The organism is Azonexus sp. (assembly GCF_049652925.1).
Classification (GTDB): domain Bacteria; phylum Pseudomonadota; class Gammaproteobacteria; order Burkholderiales; family Rhodocyclaceae; genus Azonexus.
Genome location: NZ_JBASFI010000005.1, coordinates 1 through 25,359, shown reverse-complemented (window position 1 = coordinate 25,359; position 25,359 = coordinate 1). Strand labels below are relative to the sequence as shown.

Genomic DNA, 25,359 nt, shown 5'->3' with positions numbered 1-25,359 from the left:
GATGTCTGCATGGTTAAAAACTATCAACAGACTTGGCATTTGGCAAATACTGATTTTGAGTTCAAGGCTACCGAGTTTGAGCTTGCATTTATTCGTTTCAACGAGGCGTTCTCCAGATATGTTCTGTCAGTTGGAATGGTTACGATGAATTTGGATGTGGAGGTGAAATACCAAGAAATAATAATTTTGCATATTGTTAGAATGCTTGAGCGACCCAAGAGCGGTGCGATGATTGCTCGCTTGGTTAATAGAGATGACATTCCAAATATTCAGTATTCACTGCGAAAGCTCGAATCGGCTGGTTTAATAGAAAAGCAGAAAGACAGAAATAGTAAAACTTTTTCATATGTAGCGACCCCAAAAGGTATAAAAGTCACTGACGAGTACAATGAATTGAGGAGTAAGATACTAATATCTCGTCTTGAAGACATTACCGGGGCAGCAGAAAAATTCGAGAAGGGGGCGCGATTGTTGTCTCTTATGACAGGTATTTACGAGGAGGCTGCAAGAGATTCGGCGACTTTTGCCCCTCGAATGGAGGAATAAGTCTTCGTGTTGTAGTTTGTGAGGCACCGTTTGGTGCCTCTTTGTAGATTTACTTTATTACCTGTAATGCGTTACGACGGAATATTATTGGTGATCCGTTATGCTTTTTTTTGCTGATCCAGTTGGATAGTGCTGAATCCATGTAAAAAATATGACCAGGAAACCAATCGATTAAAGCTTGACCCAAGCGTTTTACGTCGCTCAGCGTTGCTGTTCCAGCTGAGTAGCGCTCCTTGACGAGTGCAACTGCGTCAAATACCTTTCCGTGTTCATCAATATGGCACTCGGGTCCTGGGAATTCAGTTTTTTCCATTAGAAATTCCTCGTCGTCGAAATGCGAAATGAGGTGCCTTTCCATTTTAAGAAGCGTGGTCAAGGCGGACTTTTCACAAGTGCTCATCAGTTCGTTAGCTAATATAATAAATTCGCGGTGATTTGTATCAATTTGTGCGTGCCCGACGAGCATGTTGTCTGACCATGAAATTTTCCCTTGAAATTTCTCATCTGAGATTAATAGGGCCTTGTTCTTCTCCATCTTTATTTCCTTCTGCTAATGCGCCCGCTGTTGAGGGATAACTGTAAATAACGCGATCAAAAATAGAGCGTTTTGCAAATATAAGTTTTTTGCGGCGTGATAATGAATTTGTAAAAATATTCAATAGGCACTCATCTGCTGTTGTTTATATTTGCTTTAAGTCTGTTAACACGACGTTGTTCAAGTAGTATTCAAATTGAATCTGTTGGTGCGGCCCTCATTCTTTCGTCGCCATCTTGATCAGCATCGGAATGTCTGTGTGCCATCTAGGAACGGTTCTAGCGATCGATTGAAAATTGATTGTCAGTCAAAATCCAATTGAAAGTCAATGATCAAGTTTGCTGTTTGCTCACTTTGATAGTCGGCATTTAGGGTTGATATCCTCGGGTATTGCTCCGCCCTAGAAGGGCCTCATATGAAGCAAAGTCGACGAAACGGAGGGGCGAATTTCAGGTTCCCCGTTGTTCCCCTTCGGCTCCACTCCTTGTTTGGTTGCCTCGTCACTTTAAGCTCGATGCGCTATCGCATGCCCACCGCAAATGCGATGCGGGTCCTCTCCAACTTTGTTGAGTTGCTGCTTGCAGTTTTCGCCATGTCGCGCGCATAGCGCGACCTCATAACCCAGATTGTTCTCCGTTTGACTCAGCTTGGAGCCTGGCTCGCAGGAACGGGGGGCGTTTGCTCCAGAGTGCGAAATCAATTTCGTTGTCAGGTGCAATCTACCTATTGACAACTGCTTCCGCGTTATTTAACGTCCATTCTCAATCGATTGAGAATCAATTGAAAATCGATGGCGATCCCCCGTGGTGCGTGGGGTGTCTGCAGACCTAGCCGGACTGATTTGAGAGGACTTAGAGTGACAAAACAGGATCTAAAAGGACGCTGGAAGATTGTTTCGTGGACCCAGGAATATGACGATGGGCGGCGCGCATTCCCTTTTGGCAAAGTTCTTGAGGGATTTATCGAATATGGTGAAGAGACCATGTTCTGTGTCATAACGCGCAGTCCGCGCACGCTTTTTGCGTCCGGTGGTCAGTGGGATGCATCTGATGCGGATAAGGCAAAGGCCTACAACGAATACCTGACATATGCAGGTGGATATGACTTTGACGGCGAGTTTGTCACTCACCGGATCGAGTTATGCATCTTTCCCAATTGGCAAGGAAGCGCACAACGTCGCAAGGTTATACGTCAGGGCGATGACGAAATCACCCTTGTCGCACGGATTGAGGAGGGCACAAGCGAAGCCCGGACTGCCGTCTTGGCGTGGCGGCGAGATTGCGCAGCTTAATAGTTACGCAAAAATAATTGAGGGACTGAGATGGCACAGGTAAAGCGTCTAGCGTACGTGGGGATTGAGGTTAGCGATCTCAATGAGTGGCGGAGATTTGCGCGTGATGTTTTGGCGTGTGAAATCGTCGATGGAGTCGATCCCCAAAATGAATGGTTACGGATCGATGATCGACCGTGGAGAGTGCACTTGTCTCTCGGACCCAAAAACGATCTATCCGTTATTGGGCTGGAGGTCGATTGCCTGAATGATCTGGAGAGTATTCAAGCAAAGCTTGTTTCCGCGGGACACCTGGTGCGGGTTGGAACAAAAGTTGAATGCAGCGCTCGCGGCGTTCAATCATTGCTTTGTTTTGCTGATCCATCCGGCTTGGCGGTTGAGTTGTCATATGGTTCGCTGATGCGGCCACAAGCGCCGTGCAATACACCTGTAGCTCATGGGGGGTTCGTCACAGCAAACCAAGGCGTTGGCCATCTGATGCTTTCAGTTGAGGATGTGCCGGCTGTGCATCGATTCTATTGCGACATGCTCGGTTTCGTAATCAGCGACTTGGTCTCAACCCCTGACTATGGTGGTCTAAAGGGCGATTTTGTATTTATGCGATGCAACGAGCGACACCACAGCGTTGCCATCGGTTGCTTGCCGATTGGTCGGAGACTCGGTCATCTGATGCTCCAGGTGAAGGAGTTTGACGATGTTGGCCGAGCCCTGGATCGGGTAATCAATAGTGGTTTTCGTCAGACTCGAGCTTTGGGGAGGCATATAAATGACCGCATGTTCTCCTTCTATGTTGAAAGTCCATCGGGTATCCAGATCGAGTATGGATGGGGTGGGCTTGAGGTAGAAGAGGGCTGCAATGACGTAAAAACCTACGACGTTACTAGCGTCTGGGGACATCAGCACCTACTTAAAAAATAGAGTTTCTCGGGTTAGGCCCTTTCATCCGCCAAATATGACCACGTTATCTAGTTGAATGTGTATATGAGCAAAAAAGTTAAGATGATTTTTCCAGTGCCACTGAACGAGGCAACCCGCCCTATGGTGGAGGCGCAACTTCCGCCAGCGTTCTGCAGGCCTGATATTCACGTGAGTTTCGTTGGAGCAGGTCAGGTCATGACCCTGGCTGATAGTTACTACGATATGACACTGATGGAGATCGCTGTAATTGAGGCAGGAATGCGCGCCGAGGAGGATGGCTTTGATGCGGTATGCATTAATACAGTCAGTGACTCCGGTCTCAGTGCTTTGCGCTCCCGGTTGTCGATTCCAGTTCTCGCACCAGGACAGAGCTCATTCCACTTGGCGTCAATGTTGGGCCACAAGTTCAGCGTCTTGACGATGTGGCCGCGTTGGTACCCCTTGTATCGAAAGACCTTGAAAGAGTACGGGCTAGAGTCCCGGCTCGCGTCGATCCGATCAATCGATGTCCGTCCCGATGCAGAGGCTTTGTTGGCTGGCAAAGAAGAAGTTGTCTTTGCCAAACTCGAAGAGGTTGCCCGTCAAGCCGTGGAGGAAGATGGTGCCGATGTGATCGTGCTCGGTTCTACCACCATGCATCAGTCGCACGCTTATTTGGCTTCGCGCTTACCAGTGCCTGTTCTGAATCCGGGAGTGGTTGCTTACAAAATGTGCGAACTGTTTCTTGATTTGGGTTTGGCGCAGAGCAAGTTGGCCTATCCATCACCTGAGCTAAATAAGGACGAGGCTTTTACTCGAGTTGCCAGGACTCCTTTGTGAATATGCTCGCGCGGCAAGCAATAGTTTTGACATGTCGAGGCTATTGAAATGAGTTCGCAAAAAATGCCTTGCTGCCAGTCAGATTCGGGCATTTACAAGGCGGCATTATTTGTTGATGTCCTTGGGGCAAAAAGGCCCCGGATCGGACTAAAGAGGGATCCGGCCCTGTCTTCTTGGCGAAACGAATTGCCGGCAGAACGTAATGAAAATTGTGGATATGACTTGGAGATAGTATGACTGTTCAAACAAAACCGGCCCCGCATGCAAGTCCTGCTGGCGTGACGAAGATTGATTTCTCCAATCTAACTATCACCAATGCGATGGAATATTTCGCCTCGGGTAAGTTGAGTTGCGAAGCATTGGTTGGTCATTTCCTAGCGAGAGCGAAAGCCAATGCTGATCTAAACGTGTTTATCACGCTCGATGTTGAGGGGGCTCTGGCTGAGGCTCGTGCGGTGGATGCAAATAGAGCAAATGGTGAGGCAATCAAACCGCTAAGTGGGATTCCGATTGTCATCAAGGACAATATTCATGTGGCAGGCCTTCCTGCTACGGCAGGCACTCCATCCCTAGCCAAATTTGTGCCGAATACTGATTCTCCTAGCGTGCAGCGCTTGCGCGATGCGGGAGCCATTATTCTGGGGAAAACCAATATGCACGAGCTTGCATTCGGGGCTACTGGATACAACTACGCGTTCCATCACGAAGGTACGGTGGGCGTCCGCAATCCCTACGATTTTTCGCGAATTGCAGGAGGTTCATCCTCTGGTAGCGCTGCCGCATTGGGAGCAAGGATGGCGATATCGGCGTTGGGTACGGATACCGGTGGATCCATGCGTATTCCTTGTGCCCTGAATGGTTGTGCGTCGCTTCGGCCCTCCTGGGGCAGATACTCTGGTGAAGGAGTAATCCCAATCTCGAGTAGCCGTGACACAGTCGGGCCGATGGGATTGTGTATGGCTGATGTGGCACTGCTTGATTCCATTATTACAGGTGAGGCCGCGTTGCCTTCAGTGCAGTTGGATAAGCTGAGATTAGGTGTCGTACCAGGATTCTGGGCCAATCTTGATGCTGATACGCAGGCGATTTCTGGCGTTGTTGTGAAAGAACTTGAAGCTGCCGGGGTTAGTTTCATCGAAATTGCAGATGCCGGCCTGCAGGAGTTGAATCAGGCCATTGGGTTCCCTGTTGTTATTTATGAGGCATATGACGACATGGTGGCATACCTCCGTGAGCAAGGGCCTGGAATATCAATAGAGGATCTATTCGACCAGGTCGCGAGTCCCGATGTGAAGGGTATCTATAAGGACATGGTCTTGCCTCGTAGAACGATGGGGGATGGCGGGGAGTTGGTCGATGCTGCCCCGGTATATGCAGACGCGGTTAGGTCTGGACGGCCAGCGCTAAAGGAGCGCTATCGCAAGCTGTTTGAACAATATGACTTGGATGCGTTCGTGTTCCCCACAACGCCCATTGTGGCTCCACTTGCTTGCCCGGAGGTGTCCTTGCCAGAGAATTTTCACTGGCTCATTCAGAACACCGAGCCGGCGGCGAGCGCCAATCTCCCTTCTATTCAACTCCCCATTGGCTTAGGGCCAACTACCGGGTTACCCGTGGGGCTTGAACTTGATGGCCCGCAGGGGACTGACCGTCGGATGTTGTCTATCGGCATCGAGCTTGAGGCGCTACTCGGACGTATTCCGGCAGCGCCCATGCTAGATGACAGGCAAGAATAAGCCTTGCCTGCAGTGCAAAGGCTCTATGTGAATAGCTCTGGTCGATAGGCACTCACAGGCAAATTGCATTTTGCGAAGAAGTTACCCCATCAGATCGATGGTCCAATAAAACCAGTATGGAAATAAAACCAATGGCCAGTACAGCAACCCAACTGCAGTTTTCTGCAGATCAGCAAAAATGGTATGAGGCAGCATGCGAAAAACTTGATCCCGAGCGACTGAAGCAATTGTTGGCCACGCTAATAGGTATCCACAGTCCAACAGGGGCCGCACGAAATATTGCTGAGTTTATGTCTGGCTACCTTTCTAGCGTTGGCATGGTCGGTAGTTATCGACCAATGAACGAAAAATCAGGGAATGTGCTTGGTGAACTAAAAGGCTCTGGTGGCGGTGCGTCAGTATTGCTGTATTCGCCATTGGACACTCATCTGGAGGGAGGCAAGGCTGACTATCCTTGGGTTGGCCCCGAGGGTTTTGTCGATCTTGTGCCAGAGGCAAAAGTTATCGAAGACTGGGTTTATGGCTTGGGGGCTTCGAATCCGAAAGCCATGATTGCGACTCTGGTTGAAGTGGCAACAGCATTGATTGAAGCAGGGGTGCCTTTGCGCGGTGACTTGATGTTTGCTGCTGCCGATGGAGGAATGCCTGTCAACGTGCCGGATCGCGATAATGCGGGCATGTCAAACGGTGTGATTCACATGCTGAATCGTGGAGTAGCTCCAGATTATGCTGTAATCATGAAGCCGTGGAATTTCGTCTATCATGAAGAGCCGGGTATGGCTTGGTTTAAGCTCTGTATTCATGGAACTTTTGGCTATGCGGGGATCCCAAGAGGAACACCAGGATTCCGCAGTTCAATTACGCCAGCGGCAAAGGTTATTACCGAACTTGAAAAATGGATCATTGAGTACGCGGAGCGCAATACCTCTGGCGTGATCAAACCTCACGGCTGGATCTCAGCAATTCGTTCTGGTGACCCCCAACGTCCAGCCTTTCCCCCTGCCGTTACCGAAATATTTTTTGATGTTCGGATTAACCCTAGGACAACTCCGGGGGAGGTTAGGGCGCAGTTCGCGTTATTCGTTTCGGAGTTGAAAAATAATAATCCGGACTTGGAACTCGACTGGGAAATGTATGGGTCTGTGCCAGGTGGTACTACCTCCCAAGAAAACTGGATTGTCCAGTCAGGGTATCGGGCATGGGAATACGTAGAAGAAAAAGAGCACCCCACCCCAGACTATTTGGCTGGTCAAACGGATGGCGCTGCGTTGCGACGCTTTGGCATTCCAACTATAAGAATAGGTTGGCCGTGGCCGGCTGATGGCTCGCCGCTCCCTACAGCAGAAGGGTTGGGTGGGATGGGTGCAACCTATATCCCAGATCTGATGCCGTGTGCGCGCAAAATAATGTACGTCTTGATCGATACCCTAACGCGGAAGCGCGAAGAACTAGATTTGTGCAATATGGAGGTTGGGGGCAAAGGGTCAAGTGGCAGCTAGTCCTATTTTGTAATGAAAAAATATAGAAGGCTATATGCGTTTCACCTGAATGATTCGCGCATGACAATTTGGTTCGCGATCGAGTCACTCTTGCTGCTCGCCTATGGCTGCTATCTCTACGTTATTTGTTCTTGATCGCCAAATGGAAACGATATGGATTTGATAGAAGCGCTTAAATGGCGCTACGCAACTAAACGAATGAATCCTCTGAAAGCTGTACCGGAGGTGAAAGTCGCACGCATTGTTGAGGCAGCTCGTCTCGCGCCGACATCGAGCGGACTTCAGCCTTTTGAAATTGTCATCATCAAGAATTCGGGATTGCGCGAAAAAATAAAGTCTATTTCGATGGGGCAGCAGCAGGTTACCGAGTGTTCGCATTTATTGGTTTTTGCCGCTTGGGATGACTATACGACGGAGCGAATAAACCAGACATTTGACTATGTCAATCAAGAGCGCGGGAGCAAAAACGAGGGGCTGGAGAGCTATCGGGATATGCTATTGAGTACTTACCCGCAGCGTGGCGCGGAGGTAAATTTTCAGCACGCGTCCAAGCAGGCTTACATAGGACTGGCAGCAGCTTTGCTGGAAGCCGCATGCCAACATGTGGATTGCACACCAATGGAAGGTTTCGACCCGGCGGCGCTTGACGAGATTCTGGGCTTGCGATCACGGGGGCTTCGCAGTGTGCTGATAATGCCTTTGGGATATAGGGATGGCGAAAGTGATTGGTTGCTTAATCTGAAAAAAGTTCGCCGTCCACGCGACGAATTCGTCTCCGAAATTCATTAAGTTTTAGATCGAAGGGGGTGCATTTTCACCCCTTTTTTTCATGGTTGTCAGTAGTCTAATCTTGCCCTAGGAGTGGTTAGTCTCAAGTGGGCGTGTTGTTTCGTCAGATATCTAGGAGTGAGTTCAGGTGAGTTCGAAGAGTTCTTCGGTCAGTGTTCTGCAAGGAAATATTACTCAGCGTGCGGCGCAGAACATGGCAGTTGCTGTGATTGACGAGGCAGAACGTATTGGCGTCAATATTAATGTTGCTGTTGTTGACCGCTCAGGAACCCTAATAGCTTTCTTGAGAATGTCCGAGGCATCGTTGCACTCTATGGATACGGCGATAGACAAAGCCTACACAGCCGCGAGTTTTCGTTTTCCTACTTCTCAATGGACCGAAGTTCTTGCTGGGTTTTCAGAAATTGTCCAGCTCGGTATTTTGCAGCGTCCTCGCCTGGTTACATTCGGTGGTGGGTTGCCGATTCAGGTCGACGGTCAGGTTATTGGCGCGATAGGCGTTTCTGGTGGAAATGTCGAACAAGATGAACAGTGTGCAATAGCTGGGCTACGCTTTGTCGAGGGCATTTGATCTGCACTAATGAATAGACAAGTTAGAAGTAGCAGAAGCTGTTTGCATTTAATTTAACAAGCGGCATAAAGTCGAATTTTTGGCGGCGCAATCACCAGAAGAAGAATTTTATTGATGTCAGCAAGAACTTCTGGCTCAGTCATGTGTGTATCGACTGCCTCTTGATTGATCCACTCTTCAATAAATGCGTATTCGCCAGAGCCTTCCCTGCTTGTTACCAAATTGCACCTAAGGCAACCTGGTGCCTTACGGACCGACTCCATAATTTCAATTAATAGTTGGCGTAATGCTGTTTCCGAGTGCTGTTTTGCGGAGAAATTGGCTACGACATGGATGCTCATATGGGCTTTCGTTGTCTGTCAGAGAGTTGCGATGCGAGAAATTGTTCAATCACCAGCTTGGACCGAATGTGGGGAACTTCTATTTTGTTCTGCAGTCACTTAAATTAAGCGAATATCAATTGATTGTAAATTGATATGTAAGTTGCATTGGGGTGTGCCGAAGAGGAAAAAGATCAACTGCGCGCTGTTTTTTACATCCGCTCAGGCGAAAGTCCTATGTGATTTACGTGGATAGCCCCCATTTATTGAAAGGGGCTCCTTCTTGATTTAAGGGGCGTAACGTTGGATCCTAGAGATGGTGATTCGGGCGAGGGGGATGTCAAGGTCCTGCGCTCATCTGATATTGATGAGACTCGACAATTGGTTGCCGAGGTTTTCTGTGATCATGGACTCAAACAAATTCGCGCTGATGAGCGACTAAACTATCACCATGAGTTGATAGGAGGTCCGGCAGTCGAATTCAGCATAATGAATTATGGAGCTCGGGTATCAGTCGAACCGGGTGCTCTCGGATCGTTTTACCTGGTTCAAATACCACTTGATGGGATCGATCTCGTTCAAGCAGATAATAAAGAGGCTGTATCACAAAAAGGATGCGCCACGGTTCATTCCCCAAACCATCATTTGAGGATGTGCTGGAGTGCGAATTGTAAGAAGTTGGTGGTTCGTGTCGATAAGAATGCTTTGGAGCAACAGGCTGTAAATCTGACGGGGAGAGCTCTCCGCGGAACACTGGAGTTCGACTTGCAGATGGATACTGGTTCCGGACAGGGGGGCTGTTGGGGACGTCTGGCGACGAATTTTTTCGAGGAAATTCGGCGTACCCCATCGATTCTAAGAACGCCAGTTATTGCTGTGCAATTCGAACAACTGCTCATGACCTCATTGCTTGAATGGCAACCGAATAACCATTTAACAGACTATATAAGTCAACAAGAGATCAGTTTTCCTCGATACGTGCGGCGAGTTGAAGAGTATATGGAGGCCAACTGTCACTTGCCAATTACATTGGATAGTCTTGTTGCCATCTCCGGCGTTAGCGGGCGTTCACTATTCGCCAGTTTCCAAAAATTCAAGGGGGTCACACCTATGAATCATTTGCGAAATATTCGGATGTCTCGTGTTCGCAGAGAACTTGAAAGCTCCGCTGCAGGGGAAAGTGTGACTGAGATTGCTACCCGTTGGGGTTTTTACGAATTAGGCCGTTTTGCAGGGGCGTACAAGAAGCGCTATGGGGAATATCCGTCAGAAACGCTGAAGCGGAATAGCTAGGTCTAGTTGCATTCATCGCACGCGTAGCGATTTGCCGTCTTGTGAAGGGCTCAATCTAAATCTGCTGAAGCCATTCAGTCCTTTTTCAGCAAGCTTCTTCACACATGCCTGTTATCGCATTGAAATGCCTCAGTCATCGTTTTAAAAAATGCATTGGACGACTTGATACGATAGAGCCCGGCAGATTGTTCCGATAGGTTCTTTGCTGGAAGCCGAGTAGCGAGTCCTTTTGTACGCGTGATGCTCTTGTCTTCGGCTCGGTTCGCAGCGGTACCCAATTCGGCGACCGAAGGAAAACAAAAGCTGCCGAGCTATAACCATCGCCGCATTAGTCTGAGCTCTTGTATTGACGTAGTAGCAACAGTTCATTTTCCTGAAATGCAATGCGTCTACTTGAGCGTCCGGATACCTAGTAGTTTTCAAAATGGGTTCCCTGAGGGCGTTCACACCCCAAACATTTCTCACTAGCAATCGGTGGCTGCATTTTGTGCATAGCCTTTGCTATGACTGCATAGCGATGAAAACTTCTTGCCGATAACTTGGTTCTTCGCCCGGATCGAGGGCTGAGTACGAACGTAAAAGGAGATTTCAAATGAGGAACATCACCATTATCGGTGCTGGTCAGGGCGGCTTGCAGTTGGGCATATTTCTTCTCGGTCGCGGTTATCGAGTAACACTGGTGTCTAACCGTCAGCCAGAGGCAATAGCATCGGGGCGAGTGATGTCTAGCCAGTCAATGTATGACATGGCATTAGGGTACGAGCGCGAAATAGGAATTTCATTCTGGGATGACGATTGTCCGCCAATTCAGGGCGTTCACATGCGGGCTGGAGATTCGAGCAGCCCGCCGATGATCGATTGGAAATCCAAAATGTCAGCTCCCGGGCAATCGGTGGATCAGCGGATCAAGATGCCGGTATGGATGGAAGAATTTCAACGTCGGGGTGGCAAGATTGAGTTTGCAGATGTCGGGGTGTCCGATTTGGATCGCTATGGTGCTTCTAGCGATTTGGTTATCGTTGCAAGCGGGAAGGGGGAGATCGGGGCGATGTTTGAAAGGGATCAGGCCCGTAGTGCCTTTGATCAGCCAATGCGAACAATCGCCTTGCTATATGTGCATGGGATGGAACCGAAGTCCGGATTTTCGGCGCTAAACATAAATATCAATCCGGGAATCGGCGAATTTATTAATTTCCCTGCACTCACCCACACGGGCCCCTGCGACATCATAAATCTAGAGTCAATTGCGGGTGGACCAATGGATCAATGGAGTACCCCGAAGAGTCCTGCGGAATATTTGGAGCTTGGAAAGGCGCAAATAAAGGAATTTTTCCCTTGGGAAGCATCGCGTTGCGAAAATATTCGACTGACCGACGATAACGGAACACTAGTTGGACGGATTACTCCCATCGTAAGAAAGCCCGTCGCGAAGACCCCGGCAGGAACCATTGTGTTTGGAATGGCAGACGTTCTCGTCCTAAATGATCCGATTACAGGCCAAGGTTCAAACAATGCGAGTAAATGCGCCAAGATTTATGGCGAATCTATCGTCGCGCATGGAGCAGCAAAATTTGAAAGCGATTGGATGGTGGATACCTTCGAGCGATACTGGGAATACGCGCAGTGGGTTGCAAAGTTCACCAACACCCATTTGCTTCCCCCTCCTGCGCATTTGCTTAAGGTGTTTGCCGCTTGTGGTGCGAATCCCCATTTGGCCGCTGCCGTTGCAAATGCCTTTGACGATCCTAAGACGCTCAATCCCTGGTATTACGATGAGATTGAAGCTGATCGTTTCATCGAATCGTTTCAAATAGCTGCCTGAGCGGCATCATGAATTCCAATCCGCTATTTTGGAATCATGGTTGTGGTAAGAGTCCCCGAAGCTTTCGAACTGCCTTAGGGTGCTACCCCACCGGCGTTGCCATTGTGACTGCTCTGTCGCCAAATGGCCGGCCTATTGGACTAACTATCAATTCATTTGCGTCTGTCTCAATGGACCCTCCGCTGGTCCTGTGGAGCCTTGCGAGCAATTCTCCGAGTCTCGCTTCGTTTGAGCAGTGCTCGCATTTTGCAGTAAATGTGCTAGCCGAGGATCAAAGGGATCTTTGTCGCCAGTTTGCAAATCCATCAGTAATCGACAAGTTCGCAGGTGTCGAGTGTACTCAAGGAGTTTCTGGGCTCCCACTCATTTCACGCGCGTTAGCGCAGTTTGAATGCCATAAGGAGAGGAGCTTTATTGGGGGCGATCATGTTGTTTTTTTTGGGTTGGTTGAAAAATATCAATGGCGAGACGTTCAGCCTCTACTTTTTCATGCGGGCTCATTGATTCCATTACCGCTACTCGAAGCAGCCTGAATCACGGTTGATGTACCCAACAATTTCGGAGATTTCATGAAAAATTCAATACGTGGTTTTCTTGCACTTACTGCATCAATGAGCGCTTCGCTAAGCTTTGCTACCAATGGAACAATGCCTCATGGGTATGGAATTCAGGCTCAAGGGATGGGGGGTGTTTCTGTGGCGCTGCCTACGGATGCGCTTGCCGGAGCCAATAACCCGGCCGGGATGGCGTTTATTGGTAATCGTGCAGATATCGGCATGGTCTGGCTCAAGGCTGATCGTGGGGCAGATATGCCCGGGCTTGGCTACGTTTCAGCGAATGAAAAAACCAACTATTTCCTTCCTGAATTCGGCTACAACAGGGACTTGGGGAATGGTCTGAGCATTGGCTTCTCTTTGGTGGGTAATGGTGTCGGAACCAAATATGATCGCCCTGTTGGGCCTCCATCGAATAGCAATGCAGGGTCTGAGTTAATGCAGCTATTGGCTCTTCCGACGCTTTCATATCGGGTGACAGAGAATCAGGCGCTTGGGGTATCTCTTGTCGGTGCCTATCAGCGACTGCGGGTGAATGGTGTCCAGCATATCGGACTTGAGGATCAAGGGTTCGACAGTTCCTTGGGGTATGGCATTGGATTAGGTTGGACAGGAAAGTTTGCCAATATAGTCACTGTAGGTGCGTCTTATTTTTCCAAAACAAAAATGGGAAAGCTCGATAAGTATAGGACGCTGCTTGCTGGAGAAGGGGAATTCGATATCCCGGAGCGCATTAGCCTTGGTGTCGCAGTCGATGTGGCGAAAAACATCACAATTGGCGCTGATCTCGTACGTATAAATTGGCACGATGTCCGATCGCTCGGGAATAGTGTGACTTCTCCAGGGGCGCTTGGTGCTTCGAATGGTCCCGGATTCGGATGGCGTGACCAGAACGTTTACCGGATTGGTGTCGATTACCGCTATTCGAATGCCCTAAGCTTGCGCGCAGGCTATTCTTATGGTGACCAAATTATCCCCAGCAATGAAACAACATTGAATTATTTGGCCCCGGTAACGCCAAGGCGACACATGTCGATCGGCAGTAAGTGGACCGTCTCAAAGGAAACTGAGTTGAGTTTTGTGTACACGCGCGCACTCGATGAGAGGGTCGACGGTACCGGTGCAAGCACAGGCGTGAACCCTCGGCATAGCCAGCATTGGCTTGGAATAGCCTACGGCTGGAAATATTAGGATTCCACCCCAGTGATTGTTGCGGGTATTTGGTAGGGGGATCAATGGGCCATTTGTCTCAACGACTTATCTTCCCAATTGAAGTTATATAGGGAAGGCTTCTCTTCCTGCAAGTATGCTTTCAGGAGTGGCTAAGATGGTCGTCACATGCCGTGTGACGGCCATCTTATGATTTCAACCAATTGATATGCCGCGCTCTGAATCGTTTTCAAGTTGGTTAATAGGCATGCGCTGCCTCAAAAAAGGTCCCCAATACCAGAAGTGGTCAGCGCGAGGCTCCGATCAATACGGCGATCATGCTTGCTGGCTGGTCGCTTCGATTGCGCCATGCGTGTCGTGTTCCATTCTGAATAACAATGTCGCCAGCCTTCAAATGGCGAACTTCACCATCATCGAGTTCCAACCAGAGTTCACCGGAAAGGATGATGTCATAATCCACGGAGTCGGTCTTGTGCATGCCTGAGCCGTCGCTGTCGAAACATTCTGCAAGACCGGGCAAATACTTCGCATATTCCTGACCAGCCCCCTCCGGATTGAATGCGTCGGATTCGAAAATGCTGTCTGGTGGAAACTGGACGATGATCATGCGTGTGCCATCCGGGGCAGGAATGAACGATTCGATTGCAAGGGTCGGATCTAAACCGTCGTAGGGAAGCTGGGGGGCCAGGGGTGTAGCCCATGCAAGGGCGGTCTGGAATCCAGGTACTGATTGATAGTCATGGGAATTGGGAATCGGTCCGTCAGAGACAAAAATGGAACGGCCGTTCTTTTCTCCGGTAACAATGCGTCTGGTCATGGTGTTTACTCCGTGTAGGGGTGATCAAATCGATACGAGGCATCGTGCCTCCGTATGTGAAATTGGTTCTGTTGGAAGCTGATATTTAATTACTGGACGACAACAACATTCATGAAGCCGCCTGTTCTCTTTTCGGCAAGCTCTAATGCTTCATTTACTTTGTCGAGCGGGAAGGTGTGATGCTCGAATATCGAAAGATCAAGTGTTCCCGCGTCAGCCATTGCTGCAAGCTCCTGTCCCTCGGCAACAGAGAACCAGAGCGATCCGATTAAGCTGACTTGTGCACACATCAATTGATGAAGATTGACTGGCATGGGGTCTGACATTGCCCCAACCTCTACCAGCTTGCCACCCCGCCTTAGGGCGGCAATACAGTCAAGGGTTACTTGATGTGATGCGCCGGGGCCAATGGCATCCAAAACTGCATCTACGCCGATTCCGCCTGTTTCATCGCGAGCCCAGGAGGCAAGATCTCCTGTGCCGTATGAGAATGTTCGGATACGTTGGGGGTCCAGTTCACGGACGCGCTGCAGCAATTCCGGGTTCCGGGCAACACATAGAATTCGAGTGGCACCCATGGCGCGCGCAATCTGTACAGCGCCCAGTCCCAGAGTTCCACTAGCACCGCTGATCAATACGGTACGGCCCGCGCGAATCTCGGCTTTGCGCAAACCCGAATACGCTGTACCTAGGTATCCAAAACGTGCTGCCTGCTCAAAACTGATTGTTTCTGGCAGCTTGATGATGCCATTGGCGGGGCCTGTGGCGTACTCACTGAATCCGCCGTAAGGATAGTCCCGATAAATCTGGCGTGATTCAGGGCCAAAACCAAAATAGCCTTGGAAAGTATAGGCACTACAGTTTATTGGCTCGCCACAGCGGCAGGCATGGCAGCTGCCGCAATACCGGCCTGGATTTAGATAAACCCGATCACCGACAGACAGGCCTGTTACACCACTCCCGATCTCGGCAATGACTCCGGCTGTGTCCAGTCCATAAATTGCTGGCAACTCAGGGACGGTCAAGTAAGCGCGTTCTCCGTAGTTACTCATTACGTTCCGTAAATTCGGGACGACGCCACTGGCCTTGACCTTAATCAGTATGTCATTGGGGTTTTTTAGTAGAGGGCGTTCTAGAGTGTCCAGTTCAAATCGTCCGCCTGCGCTATGTACGCGCGCAGCTCGAATGGTGCCTTTTTCAGATTGGCGCACATTTGTCTCCTTAGTCATGGTTGCTTTCAGTTGAAGATTTTGTTTGCGTTCCGGGTCGGGAAAACTGGACGCTTGGCAAATATCTATCAAATATCAATTGACTGTCAATTGATAATTTTTCTGGTGCGGACTGTCGGTGGGCCGGCGGCGTTGTGTGGGCTTCTGGATGGCGCTGCTAAATGGGTGACAGCTACCACAGGTTCGGGCTTGGATCATCACGAAGGCCACCCGTCTTGAGCGCATCGGCCACAGGTGGAAAAAATTCGCTTTCTTCGACGTCTTGGCTCGTGATGATTCTGTGCTCAGGCATTGCGCGACGAGGCTTCTGGCCGTGGATACCGAAACCTCCTGGGCCAGAAAACGCAAATCAAGCGCAACAAAGCGTAAGCCCCGACAACCGAAAACAAGATTTCGCCTAGCACGTTGTCGGTGAAATGGCATTGATCTATGTCAAGCATGTATTTTTTTAATTAACAATTTTATTGACAGTCGCTTTTTATTTATTTAAATTGAACTTGAAATTCAATTGATGATCGATTGCAGATCGACGGATTGTTGCATCGTAGGTGGTGAGGTATCCGGCTGGTATCAATGGGTCAAAAAAGTGCTGATCGTTCAATGGGTATAGGTGATGTGATGAATGCAGTAATTGGGCAAAAGGCTTTGTCGGTCTTGCCTAAAGAGGGAAAGAAGTTGCGCGGGCGGGCTTCTGCTGTAGTTGTGTCTGTCCTTCCCTGGCTAATTATTGGAGGTCTGCTTTGGGCTGGCTTGTTCATCAAGCCCCAGCCGGTTGGAGCGACGGTAATGCCTCCGGTCATGGAGCGTCGGGATCATTACTACGGCCTCGCCATCGTTCCTGGGCAAGGGCGACTGTTGGCTGGCTCAAGTGGGAAAATTGTCAGAATCGATGCCAACGATCAAATCGAGCTACTCGCATCCGCGACTGAGCAGACCCTCCAGGATATTGCAGTCTGGGACAGTAAGCACGGAGTGGCGGTTGGCAATGAGGGCGTCGTTTTACGTACGACGGATGGCGGAAATACGTGGCAGGACGTCCAAGATGTCCCTAGATCTCCGATTGCTAACAAGCTCAATCGTGTCCGTGTCGCTCCAGATGGGCTGGCGGTGACTGCCGGAGAAATGGGAGCGTTGCTAATTACACGCGACTACGGTGAGCACTGGGCGCGTTTGCGCCCCGAAACTGATCTGGCCTGGAATGATGTGGCTCTGTTACCCAATGGGCGCCTCCTTGTGGTTGGGGAGTTTGGCCGAATCGCATTGAGTAAGGATTCCGGAGTGACCTGGGAGGATATCAAGACCCCCGTCGAGGTGTCGCTGATGTCTGTCGCGTTCAGTGATGGACAGGATGGCATAGCCGTCGGTCTTGAGGGAGTTGTGCTCATGACGCGTGACGGTGGGATGAGTTGGAGGCCTCTGGAGCTGAGCTTGCATGATCACCTTTACGACATTGCATGGGATGCGGCTGGCAAGCGCTGGATTGGGGCTGGAGCGCTCGGGCGTTGGCTCCTTGTGGCGGCCGATGGTAAGGCAGAAACAGGGCGACTTGATGCTCGGGATCTTTCATGGCACGTCCGAGCGGTCCCCGAAGGTGACTCGGTCTGGTTTTCTGGTGCGAACGTTGGCCGTTGGAATGGAACGACTTGGCACCCCTTGGGGGAGGCTTGGCAGCCAAAGGTATTGGTAGGGCTTCCTGTCACTTCGGAGAAAAGCAAATGATTGAACGTATTTCCGAATATTGCATTCGGCAGCGGAGGTTTGTCGTTGCGGGATTGGGGCTTCTGACACTTATTCTGGGATGGTTTGCCTTGCATATCGAGGTTCGAACTGTCTTCGAGGATATGCTTCCCTCGGACCACGAATACGTCCAGACCCATCAGAAATTCAAAGATACTTTCGGTGGCTCGAACATGGTCACGATCATGGTCGAGGTGGAGAGCGGCGATATCTTTCAGCCTGCTGTTCTTGAAAAGGTCCGGTCGCTGACCTTGGGTCTGCGCGAAGTGTCCGCCGTCAACCCATATCAAATTACTTCGCTCGCCTCAAAGAAACTGAAGGAGGTTCGGGCATCGACCGAAGGGATTGAGACCAAACCCCTGATGTGGCCAAACCTGCCGGCGAATGTCGAGGAATTGGCTGCACTCAAGGAAGCAGTCCTGCGAAACCCTCTTGTCTACGGCCCCTTCGTAGCAAAGGATTTGCAGGCAACGCTGATCACTGTCGACTTCATCGACCGAGAGGTCGACTACGGCAAGGTCTTTGGCGAGATCCAGGCACTTGTGGGCAAGTACAAGGATGAAACGGTCAGAATCCGCGTGGTTGGTGACCCGATTTTATACGGCTGGGTCAATCACTATGTGCCGGAGACGGTTGATCTGGTGGCGGCAGCCTTGGCCGTGACGATGGTTATGCTTTTTGTCCTGCTCCGTACCTGGCGCGGCGTCATCCTGCCGTTACTTGCGGGCCTGATAAGTGCCATCTGGGCACTCGGTATATGTCACCTGCTAGGCATCCACTTCGAGCCCTTAGTGATCGTCGTTGCGATGCTCATTACTTCTAGAGCTGTTTCTCATTCGGTGCAGATCGTCAACCGGTTTGATGACGAGCTTGAAGTTCTGGAGCCGGGTGCAGACTGCGCGCGTCTGGCTGCCAAGATTGCCCTGGCTGACCTTTTCAGACCGGGCATGCTGGGGATCATCGCCGATGCTGCCTGCATGGCGGTAGTGGCTCTGAGTCCAATCCCAATGTTGCAGAAGTTAACCGTCTTATCGGTGGTCTGGGTGTCCACGTTGACGGTGAGTGCGGTGATATTGACACCGGTACTTCTGTCTTACATTCGGAAGCCACATGGCGTTGTTCACATGATCAATTTTATGCCGCCGGCCCGTAAGGTTCTTGATTTCGGCGTCTGGTTGGCAACATCGAAATTCCGTTACATCAATATTGCCTGCAGCGTTGTTGTAATGATTGTTTCGGGAACCTACGCATTCAATCTGAAGATCGGCGACGCAAATCCGGGCTCACCAATTCTTTGGCCGGAATCGAACTACAACATTGACGCGGCAGCGATAAATCGCCACTTCCAGGGCGTCGACCGAATGTTCATTGTAATCGGTGACGACAAAAAGGACGGTTTGCTCAAGACGAATGATGTGTTGCAGTCGATGAATCGCTTCCAGCGCTTTATAGAGGCGCAGCCGGAAGTCGGGGGGTCTGTATCGATTGCGGATGTCTTGCCGGTAGTCAATGCCACCCTGCACGAAGGCAACCCGCGTTACCTTGAGCTTGGTTCAACGCAGGCGGTAAATGGCAGTTTGGTTGCGATTCTCGACTCGGTATCTGAGCCGGGGGATATCGACCGCTTTGCCGACAACAAGTACGCCAACGGTGCCATAACGATGATGTTCCGTGACCGTCAGGGCGAGACTATTCGGACCGCCATGGCACGAGTCAAGGAGTTTATTGCCGCAAATCCTTTGGCTGATGGCCAATGGCAACTGGCTGGCGGTTTGGTAGGCGTCCTGGCAGCGGTCAACGAGGTCATCCTTTCCAGCCAGATTGAGGCCATTGCTTTAGCGCTTCTCGTTCTGGTTGTGATCTGCACAATCGTTTATCGCTCGACCGTCGCAGGAATGTTGTTCATGGTTCCGGTGATCATATCTAACACCTTGACCTTCAGCTTTATGGCGTGGAAGGGAATTGGTATGAACATCAATACCGTACCCGTCGCTGCGTTGGGAATTGGCCTTGGTGTCGACTACGCCTTTTATATTGCCGACCGCATCAAGGAAGAAATCGCAGCAGGCAGCTCGCCTGAGCATGCGATTCATGAAGCACTTCATTCGGCGGGAATGGGCGTCATTGTTACAGCAAGCGTACTGATTTGCTCGACGCTGCTTTGGTGGGCTTCCTCGCTGAAGTTTCAGGCCGAGATGGGATTGCTAATGGCTATTTGGCTGGGAATATCAGCGGCATGTGCCCTCTTCGTCATGCCCTCGATCATCTACGTTTTTAGACCGAATTTCATTTTTGGCAAACAGCAGGGGGCTGTGCTGGCCCATCTGCGTCCCGCCACTAGACAGGTCTGAACGAGCATCACCACCGTTTCGTTTTTACAAAGCGCAGCACTGCTGCCACTTAACTAGAGGGTCCAAGCATGAAACAGAAACATGATCAAGGATGCATCTCGTCAGGGCAAGCCAGAAAAGTCCTCCTGGCCCTTGCAGCCATTGCTATCTGTCCGGCGCTACATGCGTCAGACGATAGTTTCAAAGTGGACGGTTACCTTCGCGAGGAGTTGTCGGTCAATACGAAGAATTGGGCGGATACGCCTAACTACGATGACAGCGGCAAGCTATCGATGGCGCGTACAACGCTGCGCCTGAACGTGGACTGGAAGGCGACGGAAAACATTTCCATAGTCGCCAAGTTGCGCGGTTCGCTGGAGGCTCAGACCCCATTTCTGAAGCACCTTGAGGAAATGGGTGCCAATAACTACGGCTCTGGGGGGGGGAGTTCTCGCGGCAACATCATGGACCTTTACAACAAGGCGGATATCCGCGAATTGTATATCGATTGGCAAGCCTCAGATCGAATCAAGTTCCGCTTTGGTCGCCAACAAATTGTCTGGGGCGAGACTGACTTCTTTGCTGCCAATGACATGGTACACGGCTTCAACTTGACTTGGCGTTCCTTCCTGGAGCCAGCTAACGAAGAGTTGCGTAAGCCGCTGATTATGTTGAAGACCAATATTGATATACCGGAAGCAGACGGGGCTATCGAAGCTTTCGTCCGTCCAGGCTGGGATCGTAGATCGGATATTGGTACGGAGTTGGATATTTATGGCGGCCGCTGGTCCAGCCAGCCCTATGCCGGTGTCGACTTCCGGAATATCGACCCCTATAACCTGGACAGTAGCGAAGGCGACTACAAGAAAGTTACCGGGGGCATCCGCTGGAACGGAACTGCAGACAAGTTCAACTACTCGGCGTCGTATTTGAAGACCTTTTGGCAAAGCCCAATATTGAACGCCAGTTCGACCGATTTTGCGGGTGGTGCTTACTATGTTCCAACCACGCTTGGCGCCTCAAATATCAAGTCTCAGCAAGGCGCCGTATTCGGTGAAATTATCTATCCGATTGTGGACGTATTTGGGGCAACTGCCTCCGGTTACGCGGATTGGGCCGATGCGGTGTTCAGTGCAGAGGTCGCCTACATCAAGGATGCCCCATACCAGTTCAATAACTACCCGGCGAATTCGCTGGCTTCTACGATCGTGGCACCTGGCTTTGATGGCATCAAAAAGAAGAACCTGATTGCCTGGATGTTACGCATGGATAAGAACATTGCGGCTACCCAGAGCCTACTCGGCTCTGAAAAGCCAATGTTCTTCTCTGTGCAACTCTTTGATAAATGGGTTCAAGACTTTAATGAGCGGGATGGACTGCTCAATAGTGTCGGTTGGGGCGCTCGCACAAAGGAACATTCACTTTTGCTGACAGGCATCTTCAGCCTGAGTTACGACAACGGTCGTATCAAGCCTGAGCTGGTTGTTGGTAGTGATCTGACCTACAAAGGTGGCTTCTTTGCACCATCGGTTACGGTTGAACTCTCGAAAAACCTTAAGTGGAAGACCGAGTATGACGGCTTTTGGGATGGTGGCCGCTGGCGCGATACCGGTCCGGGGAGTGCATGCGCAAGTGCCGGTGCAAATCAGTCGAATTGCGATAGCGCAGGCCTGTTTGGGTATTTCCATAACCGCGACCAGTTATATACCAGCCTGACCTATCAGTTCTAATCAAATAAGGAGAACCAGAATGATTCCCATGAAAAAGACCATTTCTGCCGCACTGCTGGTGTTGAATGCTGGTGGGCTGCTTGCCGCGGAGTTGCCAGAGGGAACGGTGATTTCGGCTGAAAATATCGACAAGGTTAAGAACGAGACTTTTGAGGGGCACAGCATTGCGAGCTTGCTGACCGAGCGCATGGAATGGCGCATCCGCAATAATGGATGGAAATTGCCACTGGCCAAGTCAAAGGAAATTCCCCTAGACCCCAAGTGGGTTAAGGCTTCTCAAGGAAATTCCGGAAAAACGAAAATCAACAAAGAAAGTTGCCAAATTGATGGTTGGGGTGGTGGGCAGCCTTTCCCGAATATTGACCTTAAGGATCCTCAAGCTGCAGAGAAGGTGATGTGGAACTGGCACTTGGGACAATTGACCGCAGATCTCTCGCATGTGCCTTTCTGGACACAGGTTCTGGTCGATGGCGCCAAAGGTGTTCACGCGGAGCCTACGGCTGAATTTACTCGCTATGCGATGAAGGGGCGTCTCGCTGGTGCCTCGGTGGAGGGGGACGGCACTGAGCGAGGTCGTCAATTGCTGTACTTCAAGTCGCCATCAGATATGAAGGGCCTAGGAACGTTCACTATCTTTTACGATTCAGCAAAAGTTAATGATGTTTGGGCCTATATCCCCGCAGTTCGTCGTGTCCGACGTCTGTCTGGTGGTGCCTGGATGGATCCGGTTGGCTCATCAGATCAACTTCAGGATGACCTGGAAATTTTCAATGCTCGACCTTGCTGGTATCCAGGGTACAAATTGCTTGGCAAGCGATGGGTCCTTGCTGTCGCGAATAGCAAGCATCCTCTGTGGAATAAGAATGGTAAGGACTTTGCCGATAAGTACCCTGTCCTTGAAAACAAGGCTCCGTTCTGGAACATGAACAATGATCGTTTCGAGCCACGCGAAGTGTATGTCGTTGAGGCAACGACCCCGCCGGAACATCCTTATAGCAAGAAAGTGGTGTACGTCGATAGTAAGTATCCGCGTGTCTATTACGGTGAAGCCTACAACCGAAAGGGCGAGTTCTGGAAATTCATGGAATGGCACTCTTATCCAGCCAAGGCCGACGACGGATATGCCGAAGCCCGTTCTGCGGGAGGTGCAGTTATAGACTTCCAGCGTAATCACGGGACGGTATTCCTGGTTGATACGCCGACATGGAAGAGTAATACCGCGGGACGGTCAGCAAATGACTTCTCGCTCCAGACCTTGCAATCAGCCGGTCGATAACGCCGGGAAAAATGCGGCCAGGCTGAAGTTTCTTCGGCCTGGTTGGTTGCTTCCGAAGCAACCGTTATTAGCAATCCCAAACGTGTTCGGAAATTGGGCTGTCAATAATTTCCTTAACAAAAAACCAAGACTTAGTGATGGAGAGGAGAGTCTCATGGAAGCATTGCTGCAATGTCTTTCGCATAGTCCGATGAAGGGTTATGTTGATCCTTTGCCGGAAATAGTTTCCGATGTGGACGCGGTAATTGCTGAGCTGCGGAAGGAACTTAGGGTGTTTGATCCGGAAGTTATCTTCCTGTTTGCTCCTGATCACTACAACGGGTTTTTTCTTGATGTTATGCCGCAATTCTGTATTGGGGTTGCCGCGACATCTGTTGGTGACTATCGCACTTCTCCGGGACAGCTGACTGTTCCTCGCGAAATTGCAGAGGCCTGTGCTGAACATTTAGTCAGCAGTGATCTCGATGTTGCGATTTCTTACAGAATGCAGGTGGATCATGGAATGGTCCAGCCTTTGGAGGAGTTGACTGGCAGTTTAAATGCTTATCCAGTCGTGCCTCTGTTTGTGAATGGTGTTGCTCCACCGTTAATCAGTATTCGTCGGGCTAGGCAGTTTGGCAGTGCCGTCGGCGAGTTTGCGAAACACCTTGGAAAGCGGTGTCTATTTATCGGTTCTGGTGGTCTTTCACACAACCCTCCTGTGCCCCAGATAGCATCTGCGACAAAAGAAATTTCCGAGTTCCTCATTGGTGGGCGGAATCCAACACCAGAGGGACGAGCTGCCCGTCAGCAGCGCACCAAGGATGCGGCAGTTCGTTTTGCTGCAGGAGAGAGCCCTCTGCATCCGCTTAACCCGATATGGGACAAGACATTTATGAGCGATCTGGTCAAACAGGATTGGGCCGCTCTTGATGCATACCGCAACAGCGAAATTACTAAAGATGCAGGTATTTCGACCCATGAGGCCAAGTCATGGGTTGCGGCGCACGCAGCGATGAGCGCGGCAACTGCTGGCCAATATAAGGCCGAAACCCGTTACTACAGGGCGATTCCAGAGTGGATTGTTGGGTACGGGGTAATGACAGGAAGTCCAAAGTAAAGAGCCTAGGTCTATAGGTGATTGGGGGATTTCCAGAATTCCGAAAGGTACCTGCATGCAGACAAAAAACAACTCGTTAACTGGAGTTATTGTTAGTGAAAAAATTGCCGCGGAAGCAGCGGCGGCGCTACTGAAGTCGGCACACACCAGTGGCCATCCGATTGCTCCGCTGCGCGACCGCCTGACACAGGCCGATTTAGATGGCGCCTACGCCATCCAGGAAGCCAACACTCGAGCTTGGCTGGCTGAAGGTCGTCGCTTGGTCGGGCGCAAGATCGGCCTGACCTCGCTTGCCGTCCAAGCTCAGCTTGGCGTCGATCAGCCTGACTTCGGCATGCTATTCGCCGACATGGCGGTTGGCGATGGCGAGCCGGTTGCGGCCGGTCGCCTGATCCAGCCCAAGGTGGAGGCTGAAGTCGCGCTGATCATCGGTCGCGATTTGACCCACGAACGCCACACTTATGCCGACCTGATCCGTGCCACCGAATATGCGCTGCCGGCCATTGAAATTGTCGACAGCCGCATCGACAACTGGAATATCAAGTTCGTCGATACCGTTGCTGACAACGCCTCGAGCGGCCTGTTCGTCCTCGGTGGTCGCCCAGTCAAATTGTGCGATGTCGATCTGACGGCCTGTGCCATGGAAATGAAACGCGGCGACGAAATCGTTTCGCGTGGTAATGGCCGCGCCTGCCTGGCGAGCCCGCTCAACGCTGCTGTCTGGCTGGCCGATGTCATGGTCCTTCGCGGCCGCCCGTTGCTGGCTGGCGACATCGTGCTGACCGGCGCCCTCGGGCCAATGGTTGCCGTCCGATCCGGTGAGCGTTACGACGTCAGTATCAACGGCCTTGGCAACGTCAGTGCCATGTTTGCCTGATGCATCCCAAACCCCCACAGAGAATATCGACATGACCCAAAAAATCAAATGCGCGCTCATCGGCCCGGGCAACATCGGGACCGACCTGCTCTACAAACTCAAGCGCAGCCCCTACCTCGACCCCGTCTGGATGATCGGCATCGACCCCGAATCCGAAGGCCTCAAGCGGGCCGCCGAAATGGGCCTCAAGACCTGTTCGACCGGTGTCGACGGCTTCCTGCCCCACGTCCTCGCCGACAATGTCCAGATCGCCTTTGATGCGACCAGTGCCTACGTCCACGCCGAGAACTCGCGCAAGCTCAACGCGCTGGGCGTTCTCATGATCGACCTGACCCCGGCCGCCATCGGCCCGTTCTGCGTGCCGCCGGTCAACCTCAAGGAACACGTCGGTCGCCGTGAAA

General features: G+C 50.9%; 22 protein-coding genes and 1 pseudogene. 19 read left to right on the top strand and 4 right to left on the bottom strand.

The annotated features are described in order from the left end of the window. Positions 1–9: 9 nt before the first annotated feature. Positions 10–546, top strand: a complete 537-nt coding sequence (locus tag WBK19_RS01720) for a winged helix DNA-binding protein (RefSeq protein WP_511286356.1) — start codon at positions 10–12, stop codon at positions 544–546. 49 nt (positions 547–595) lie between these two features. Here WBK19_RS01720 and WBK19_RS01715 read toward each other — a convergent pair whose 3' ends face one another. After that, positions 596–1,081 carry a bacteriohemerythrin gene (locus WBK19_RS01715; RefSeq protein WP_511286354.1) on the bottom strand — a complete coding sequence of 162 codons (486 nt, stop codon included), beginning with the start codon at positions 1,079–1,081 and terminating at the stop codon, positions 596–598. An 856-nt stretch (positions 1,082–1,937) separates the two neighbouring features. Here WBK19_RS01715 and WBK19_RS01710 point away from each other — a divergent pair. The 7 genes from WBK19_RS01710 to WBK19_RS01680 all read left to right on the top strand — a co-directional run bounded on the left by WBK19_RS01710 (position 1,938) and on the right by WBK19_RS01680 (position 8,704). Continuing rightward, positions 1,938–2,372 (top strand): lipocalin-like domain-containing protein, encoded by a 435-nt coding sequence (locus WBK19_RS01710; protein WP_511286352.1) that lies wholly within the window; start codon positions 1,938–1,940, stop codon positions 2,370–2,372. Between the two features lie 30 nt (positions 2,373–2,402). Beyond that, positions 2,403–3,290: a VOC family protein gene (locus tag WBK19_RS01705; protein WP_511286350.1), complete on the top strand. Its 888-nt coding sequence runs from the start codon at positions 2,403–2,405 to the stop codon at positions 3,288–3,290. Positions 3,291–3,353: 63 nt separating this feature from the next. After that, positions 3,354–4,109, top strand: a complete 756-nt coding sequence (locus WBK19_RS01700) for an aspartate/glutamate racemase family protein (protein ID WP_511286348.1) — start codon at positions 3,354–3,356, stop codon at positions 4,107–4,109. 233 nt (positions 4,110–4,342) lie between these two features. Next, positions 4,343–5,845, top strand: coding sequence for an indoleacetamide hydrolase (gene iaaH / locus WBK19_RS01695; RefSeq protein WP_511286346.1), 1,503 nt, complete (start codon positions 4,343–4,345; stop codon positions 5,843–5,845). Positions 5,846–5,976: 131 nt separating this feature from the next. Further along, complete coding sequence (locus tag WBK19_RS01690; RefSeq protein ID WP_511286344.1) at positions 5,977–7,344, top strand: M20 family metallopeptidase; 1,368 nt, start codon at positions 5,977–5,979, stop codon at positions 7,342–7,344. A gap of 153 nt (positions 7,345–7,497) precedes the next feature. Further along, the gene (locus WBK19_RS01685; RefSeq protein WP_511286343.1) at positions 7,498–8,133 is read left to right on the top strand and encodes a nitroreductase family protein; all 636 of its coding nucleotides are present in this window, start codon (positions 7,498–7,500) and stop codon (positions 8,131–8,133) included. Positions 8,134–8,260: 127 nt separating this feature from the next. Continuing rightward, positions 8,261–8,704, top strand: coding sequence for a GlcG/HbpS family heme-binding protein (locus tag WBK19_RS01680; protein WP_511286341.1), 444 nt, complete (start codon positions 8,261–8,263; stop codon positions 8,702–8,704). Positions 8,705–8,757: 53 nt separating this feature from the next. On the opposite strand, the gene WBK19_RS01675 is transcribed toward WBK19_RS01680, so the two are convergent. Then, a complete protein-coding gene (locus WBK19_RS01675; protein WP_511286339.1) occupies positions 8,758–9,045 on the bottom strand; it encodes a putative quinol monooxygenase in 288 nt (95 codons plus the stop codon). Positions 9,046–9,327: 282 nt separating this feature from the next. Between WBK19_RS01675 and WBK19_RS01670 the strand changes: the two genes are divergently transcribed. From WBK19_RS01670 to WBK19_RS01655, 4 genes are all read left to right on the top strand, one after another. Next, complete coding sequence (locus tag WBK19_RS01670; protein ID WP_511286337.1) at positions 9,328–10,317, top strand: AraC family transcriptional regulator; 990 nt, start codon at positions 9,328–9,330, stop codon at positions 10,315–10,317. A gap of 592 nt (positions 10,318–10,909) precedes the next feature. Continuing rightward, positions 10,910–12,139, top strand: a complete 1,230-nt coding sequence (locus tag WBK19_RS01665) for a styrene monooxygenase/indole monooxygenase family protein (RefSeq protein WP_511286335.1) — start codon at positions 10,910–10,912, stop codon at positions 12,137–12,139. Between the two features lie 8 nt (positions 12,140–12,147). Further along, entirely contained in the window at positions 12,148–12,672 is a 525-nt protein-coding gene (locus WBK19_RS01660) for a flavin reductase family protein (RefSeq protein ID WP_511286333.1), read from the top strand. Positions 12,673–12,708: 36 nt separating this feature from the next. Next, a complete protein-coding gene (locus WBK19_RS01655) occupies positions 12,709–13,884 on the top strand; it encodes an OmpP1/FadL family transporter (protein ID WP_511286331.1) in 1,176 nt (391 codons plus the stop codon). Positions 13,885–14,149: 265 nt separating this feature from the next. Here WBK19_RS01655 and WBK19_RS01650 read toward each other — a convergent pair whose 3' ends face one another. Continuing rightward, the gene (locus WBK19_RS01650) at positions 14,150–14,680 is read right to left on the bottom strand and encodes a cupin domain-containing protein (protein WP_511286329.1); all 531 of its coding nucleotides are present in this window, start codon (positions 14,678–14,680) and stop codon (positions 14,150–14,152) included. A gap of 89 nt (positions 14,681–14,769) precedes the next feature. Beyond that, entirely contained in the window at positions 14,770–15,891 is a 1,122-nt protein-coding gene (locus tag WBK19_RS01645; protein ID WP_511286327.1) for an alcohol dehydrogenase catalytic domain-containing protein, read from the bottom strand. A gap of 591 nt (positions 15,892–16,482) precedes the next feature. On the opposite strand from WBK19_RS01645, the gene WBK19_RS01640 reads away from it, so the two are divergent. The 7 genes and pseudogenes from WBK19_RS01640 to WBK19_RS01610 form a co-directional block, all read left to right on the top strand. Next, positions 16,483–17,628, top strand: coding sequence for a YCF48-related protein (locus WBK19_RS01640; protein ID WP_511286325.1), 1,146 nt, complete (start codon positions 16,483–16,485; stop codon positions 17,626–17,628). After that, positions 17,625–19,997, top strand: a complete 2,373-nt coding sequence (locus WBK19_RS01635; RefSeq protein ID WP_511286323.1) for an efflux RND transporter permease subunit — start codon at positions 17,625–17,627, stop codon at positions 19,995–19,997. The genes WBK19_RS01640 and WBK19_RS01635 overlap by 4 nt, the downstream gene beginning before the upstream one ends. A 68-nt stretch (positions 19,998–20,065) precedes the next feature. Then, positions 20,066–21,706 (top strand): DUF1302 family protein, encoded by a 1,641-nt coding sequence (locus tag WBK19_RS01630; RefSeq protein WP_511286321.1) that lies wholly within the window; start codon positions 20,066–20,068, stop codon positions 21,704–21,706. 19 nt (positions 21,707–21,725) lie between these two features. Continuing rightward, positions 21,726–22,982: a DUF1329 domain-containing protein gene (locus WBK19_RS01625; protein WP_511286319.1), complete on the top strand. Its 1,257-nt coding sequence runs from the start codon at positions 21,726–21,728 to the stop codon at positions 22,980–22,982. A gap of 154 nt (positions 22,983–23,136) precedes the next feature. Continuing rightward, positions 23,137–24,081, top strand: a complete 945-nt coding sequence (locus WBK19_RS01620) for a 3-carboxyethylcatechol 2,3-dioxygenase (RefSeq protein ID WP_511286317.1) — start codon at positions 23,137–23,139, stop codon at positions 24,079–24,081. 55 nt (positions 24,082–24,136) lie between these two features. Then, positions 24,137–24,958, top strand: a complete 822-nt coding sequence (locus tag WBK19_RS01615) for a 2-keto-4-pentenoate hydratase (RefSeq protein WP_511286315.1) — start codon at positions 24,137–24,139, stop codon at positions 24,956–24,958. 31 nt (positions 24,959–24,989) lie between these two features. Continuing rightward, a pseudogene (locus WBK19_RS01610) lies at positions 24,990–25,359 on the top strand (acetaldehyde dehydrogenase (acetylating)); the annotation flags it as partial.

Coding starts and splice junctions, on each gene's coding strand:
- WBK19_RS01635 (WP_511286323.1), top strand. CDS start 17,625: ATGATTGAACGTATTTCCGAATATTGCATTCGGCAGCGGAGGTTTGTC.
- iaaH (WP_511286346.1), top strand. CDS start 4,343: ATGACTGTTCAAACAAAACCGGCCCCGCATGCAAGTCCTGCTGGCGTG.
- WBK19_RS01640 (WP_511286325.1), top strand. CDS start 16,483: ATGGGTCAAAAAAGTGCTGATCGTTCAATGGGTATAGGTGATGTGATG.
- WBK19_RS01665 (WP_511286335.1), top strand. CDS start 10,910: ATGAGGAACATCACCATTATCGGTGCTGGTCAGGGCGGCTTGCAGTTG.
- WBK19_RS01625 (WP_511286319.1), top strand. CDS start 21,726: ATGATTCCCATGAAAAAGACCATTTCTGCCGCACTGCTGGTGTTGAAT.
- WBK19_RS01715 (WP_511286354.1), bottom strand. CDS start 1,081: ATGGAGAAGAACAAGGCCCTATTAATCTCAGATGAGAAATTTCAAGGG.
- WBK19_RS01700 (WP_511286348.1), top strand. CDS start 3,354: ATGAGCAAAAAAGTTAAGATGATTTTTCCAGTGCCACTGAACGAGGCA.
- WBK19_RS01675 (WP_511286339.1), bottom strand. CDS start 9,045: ATGAGCATCCATGTCGTAGCCAATTTCTCCGCAAAACAGCACTCGGAA.
- WBK19_RS01655 (WP_511286331.1), top strand. CDS start 12,709: ATGAAAAATTCAATACGTGGTTTTCTTGCACTTACTGCATCAATGAGC.
- WBK19_RS01630 (WP_511286321.1), top strand. CDS start 20,066: ATGAAACAGAAACATGATCAAGGATGCATCTCGTCAGGGCAAGCCAGA.
- WBK19_RS01685 (WP_511286343.1), top strand. CDS start 7,498: ATGGATTTGATAGAAGCGCTTAAATGGCGCTACGCAACTAAACGAATG.
- WBK19_RS01720 (WP_511286356.1), top strand. CDS start 10: ATGGTTAAAAACTATCAACAGACTTGGCATTTGGCAAATACTGATTTT.
- WBK19_RS01705 (WP_511286350.1), top strand. CDS start 2,403: ATGGCACAGGTAAAGCGTCTAGCGTACGTGGGGATTGAGGTTAGCGAT.
- WBK19_RS01615 (WP_511286315.1), top strand. CDS start 24,137: ATGCAGACAAAAAACAACTCGTTAACTGGAGTTATTGTTAGTGAAAAA.
- WBK19_RS01690 (WP_511286344.1), top strand. CDS start 5,977: ATGGCCAGTACAGCAACCCAACTGCAGTTTTCTGCAGATCAGCAAAAA.
- WBK19_RS01650 (WP_511286329.1), bottom strand. CDS start 14,680: ATGACCAGACGCATTGTTACCGGAGAAAAGAACGGCCGTTCCATTTTT.
- WBK19_RS01660 (WP_511286333.1), top strand. CDS start 12,148: ATGAATTCCAATCCGCTATTTTGGAATCATGGTTGTGGTAAGAGTCCC.
- WBK19_RS01620 (WP_511286317.1), top strand. CDS start 23,137: ATGGAAGCATTGCTGCAATGTCTTTCGCATAGTCCGATGAAGGGTTAT.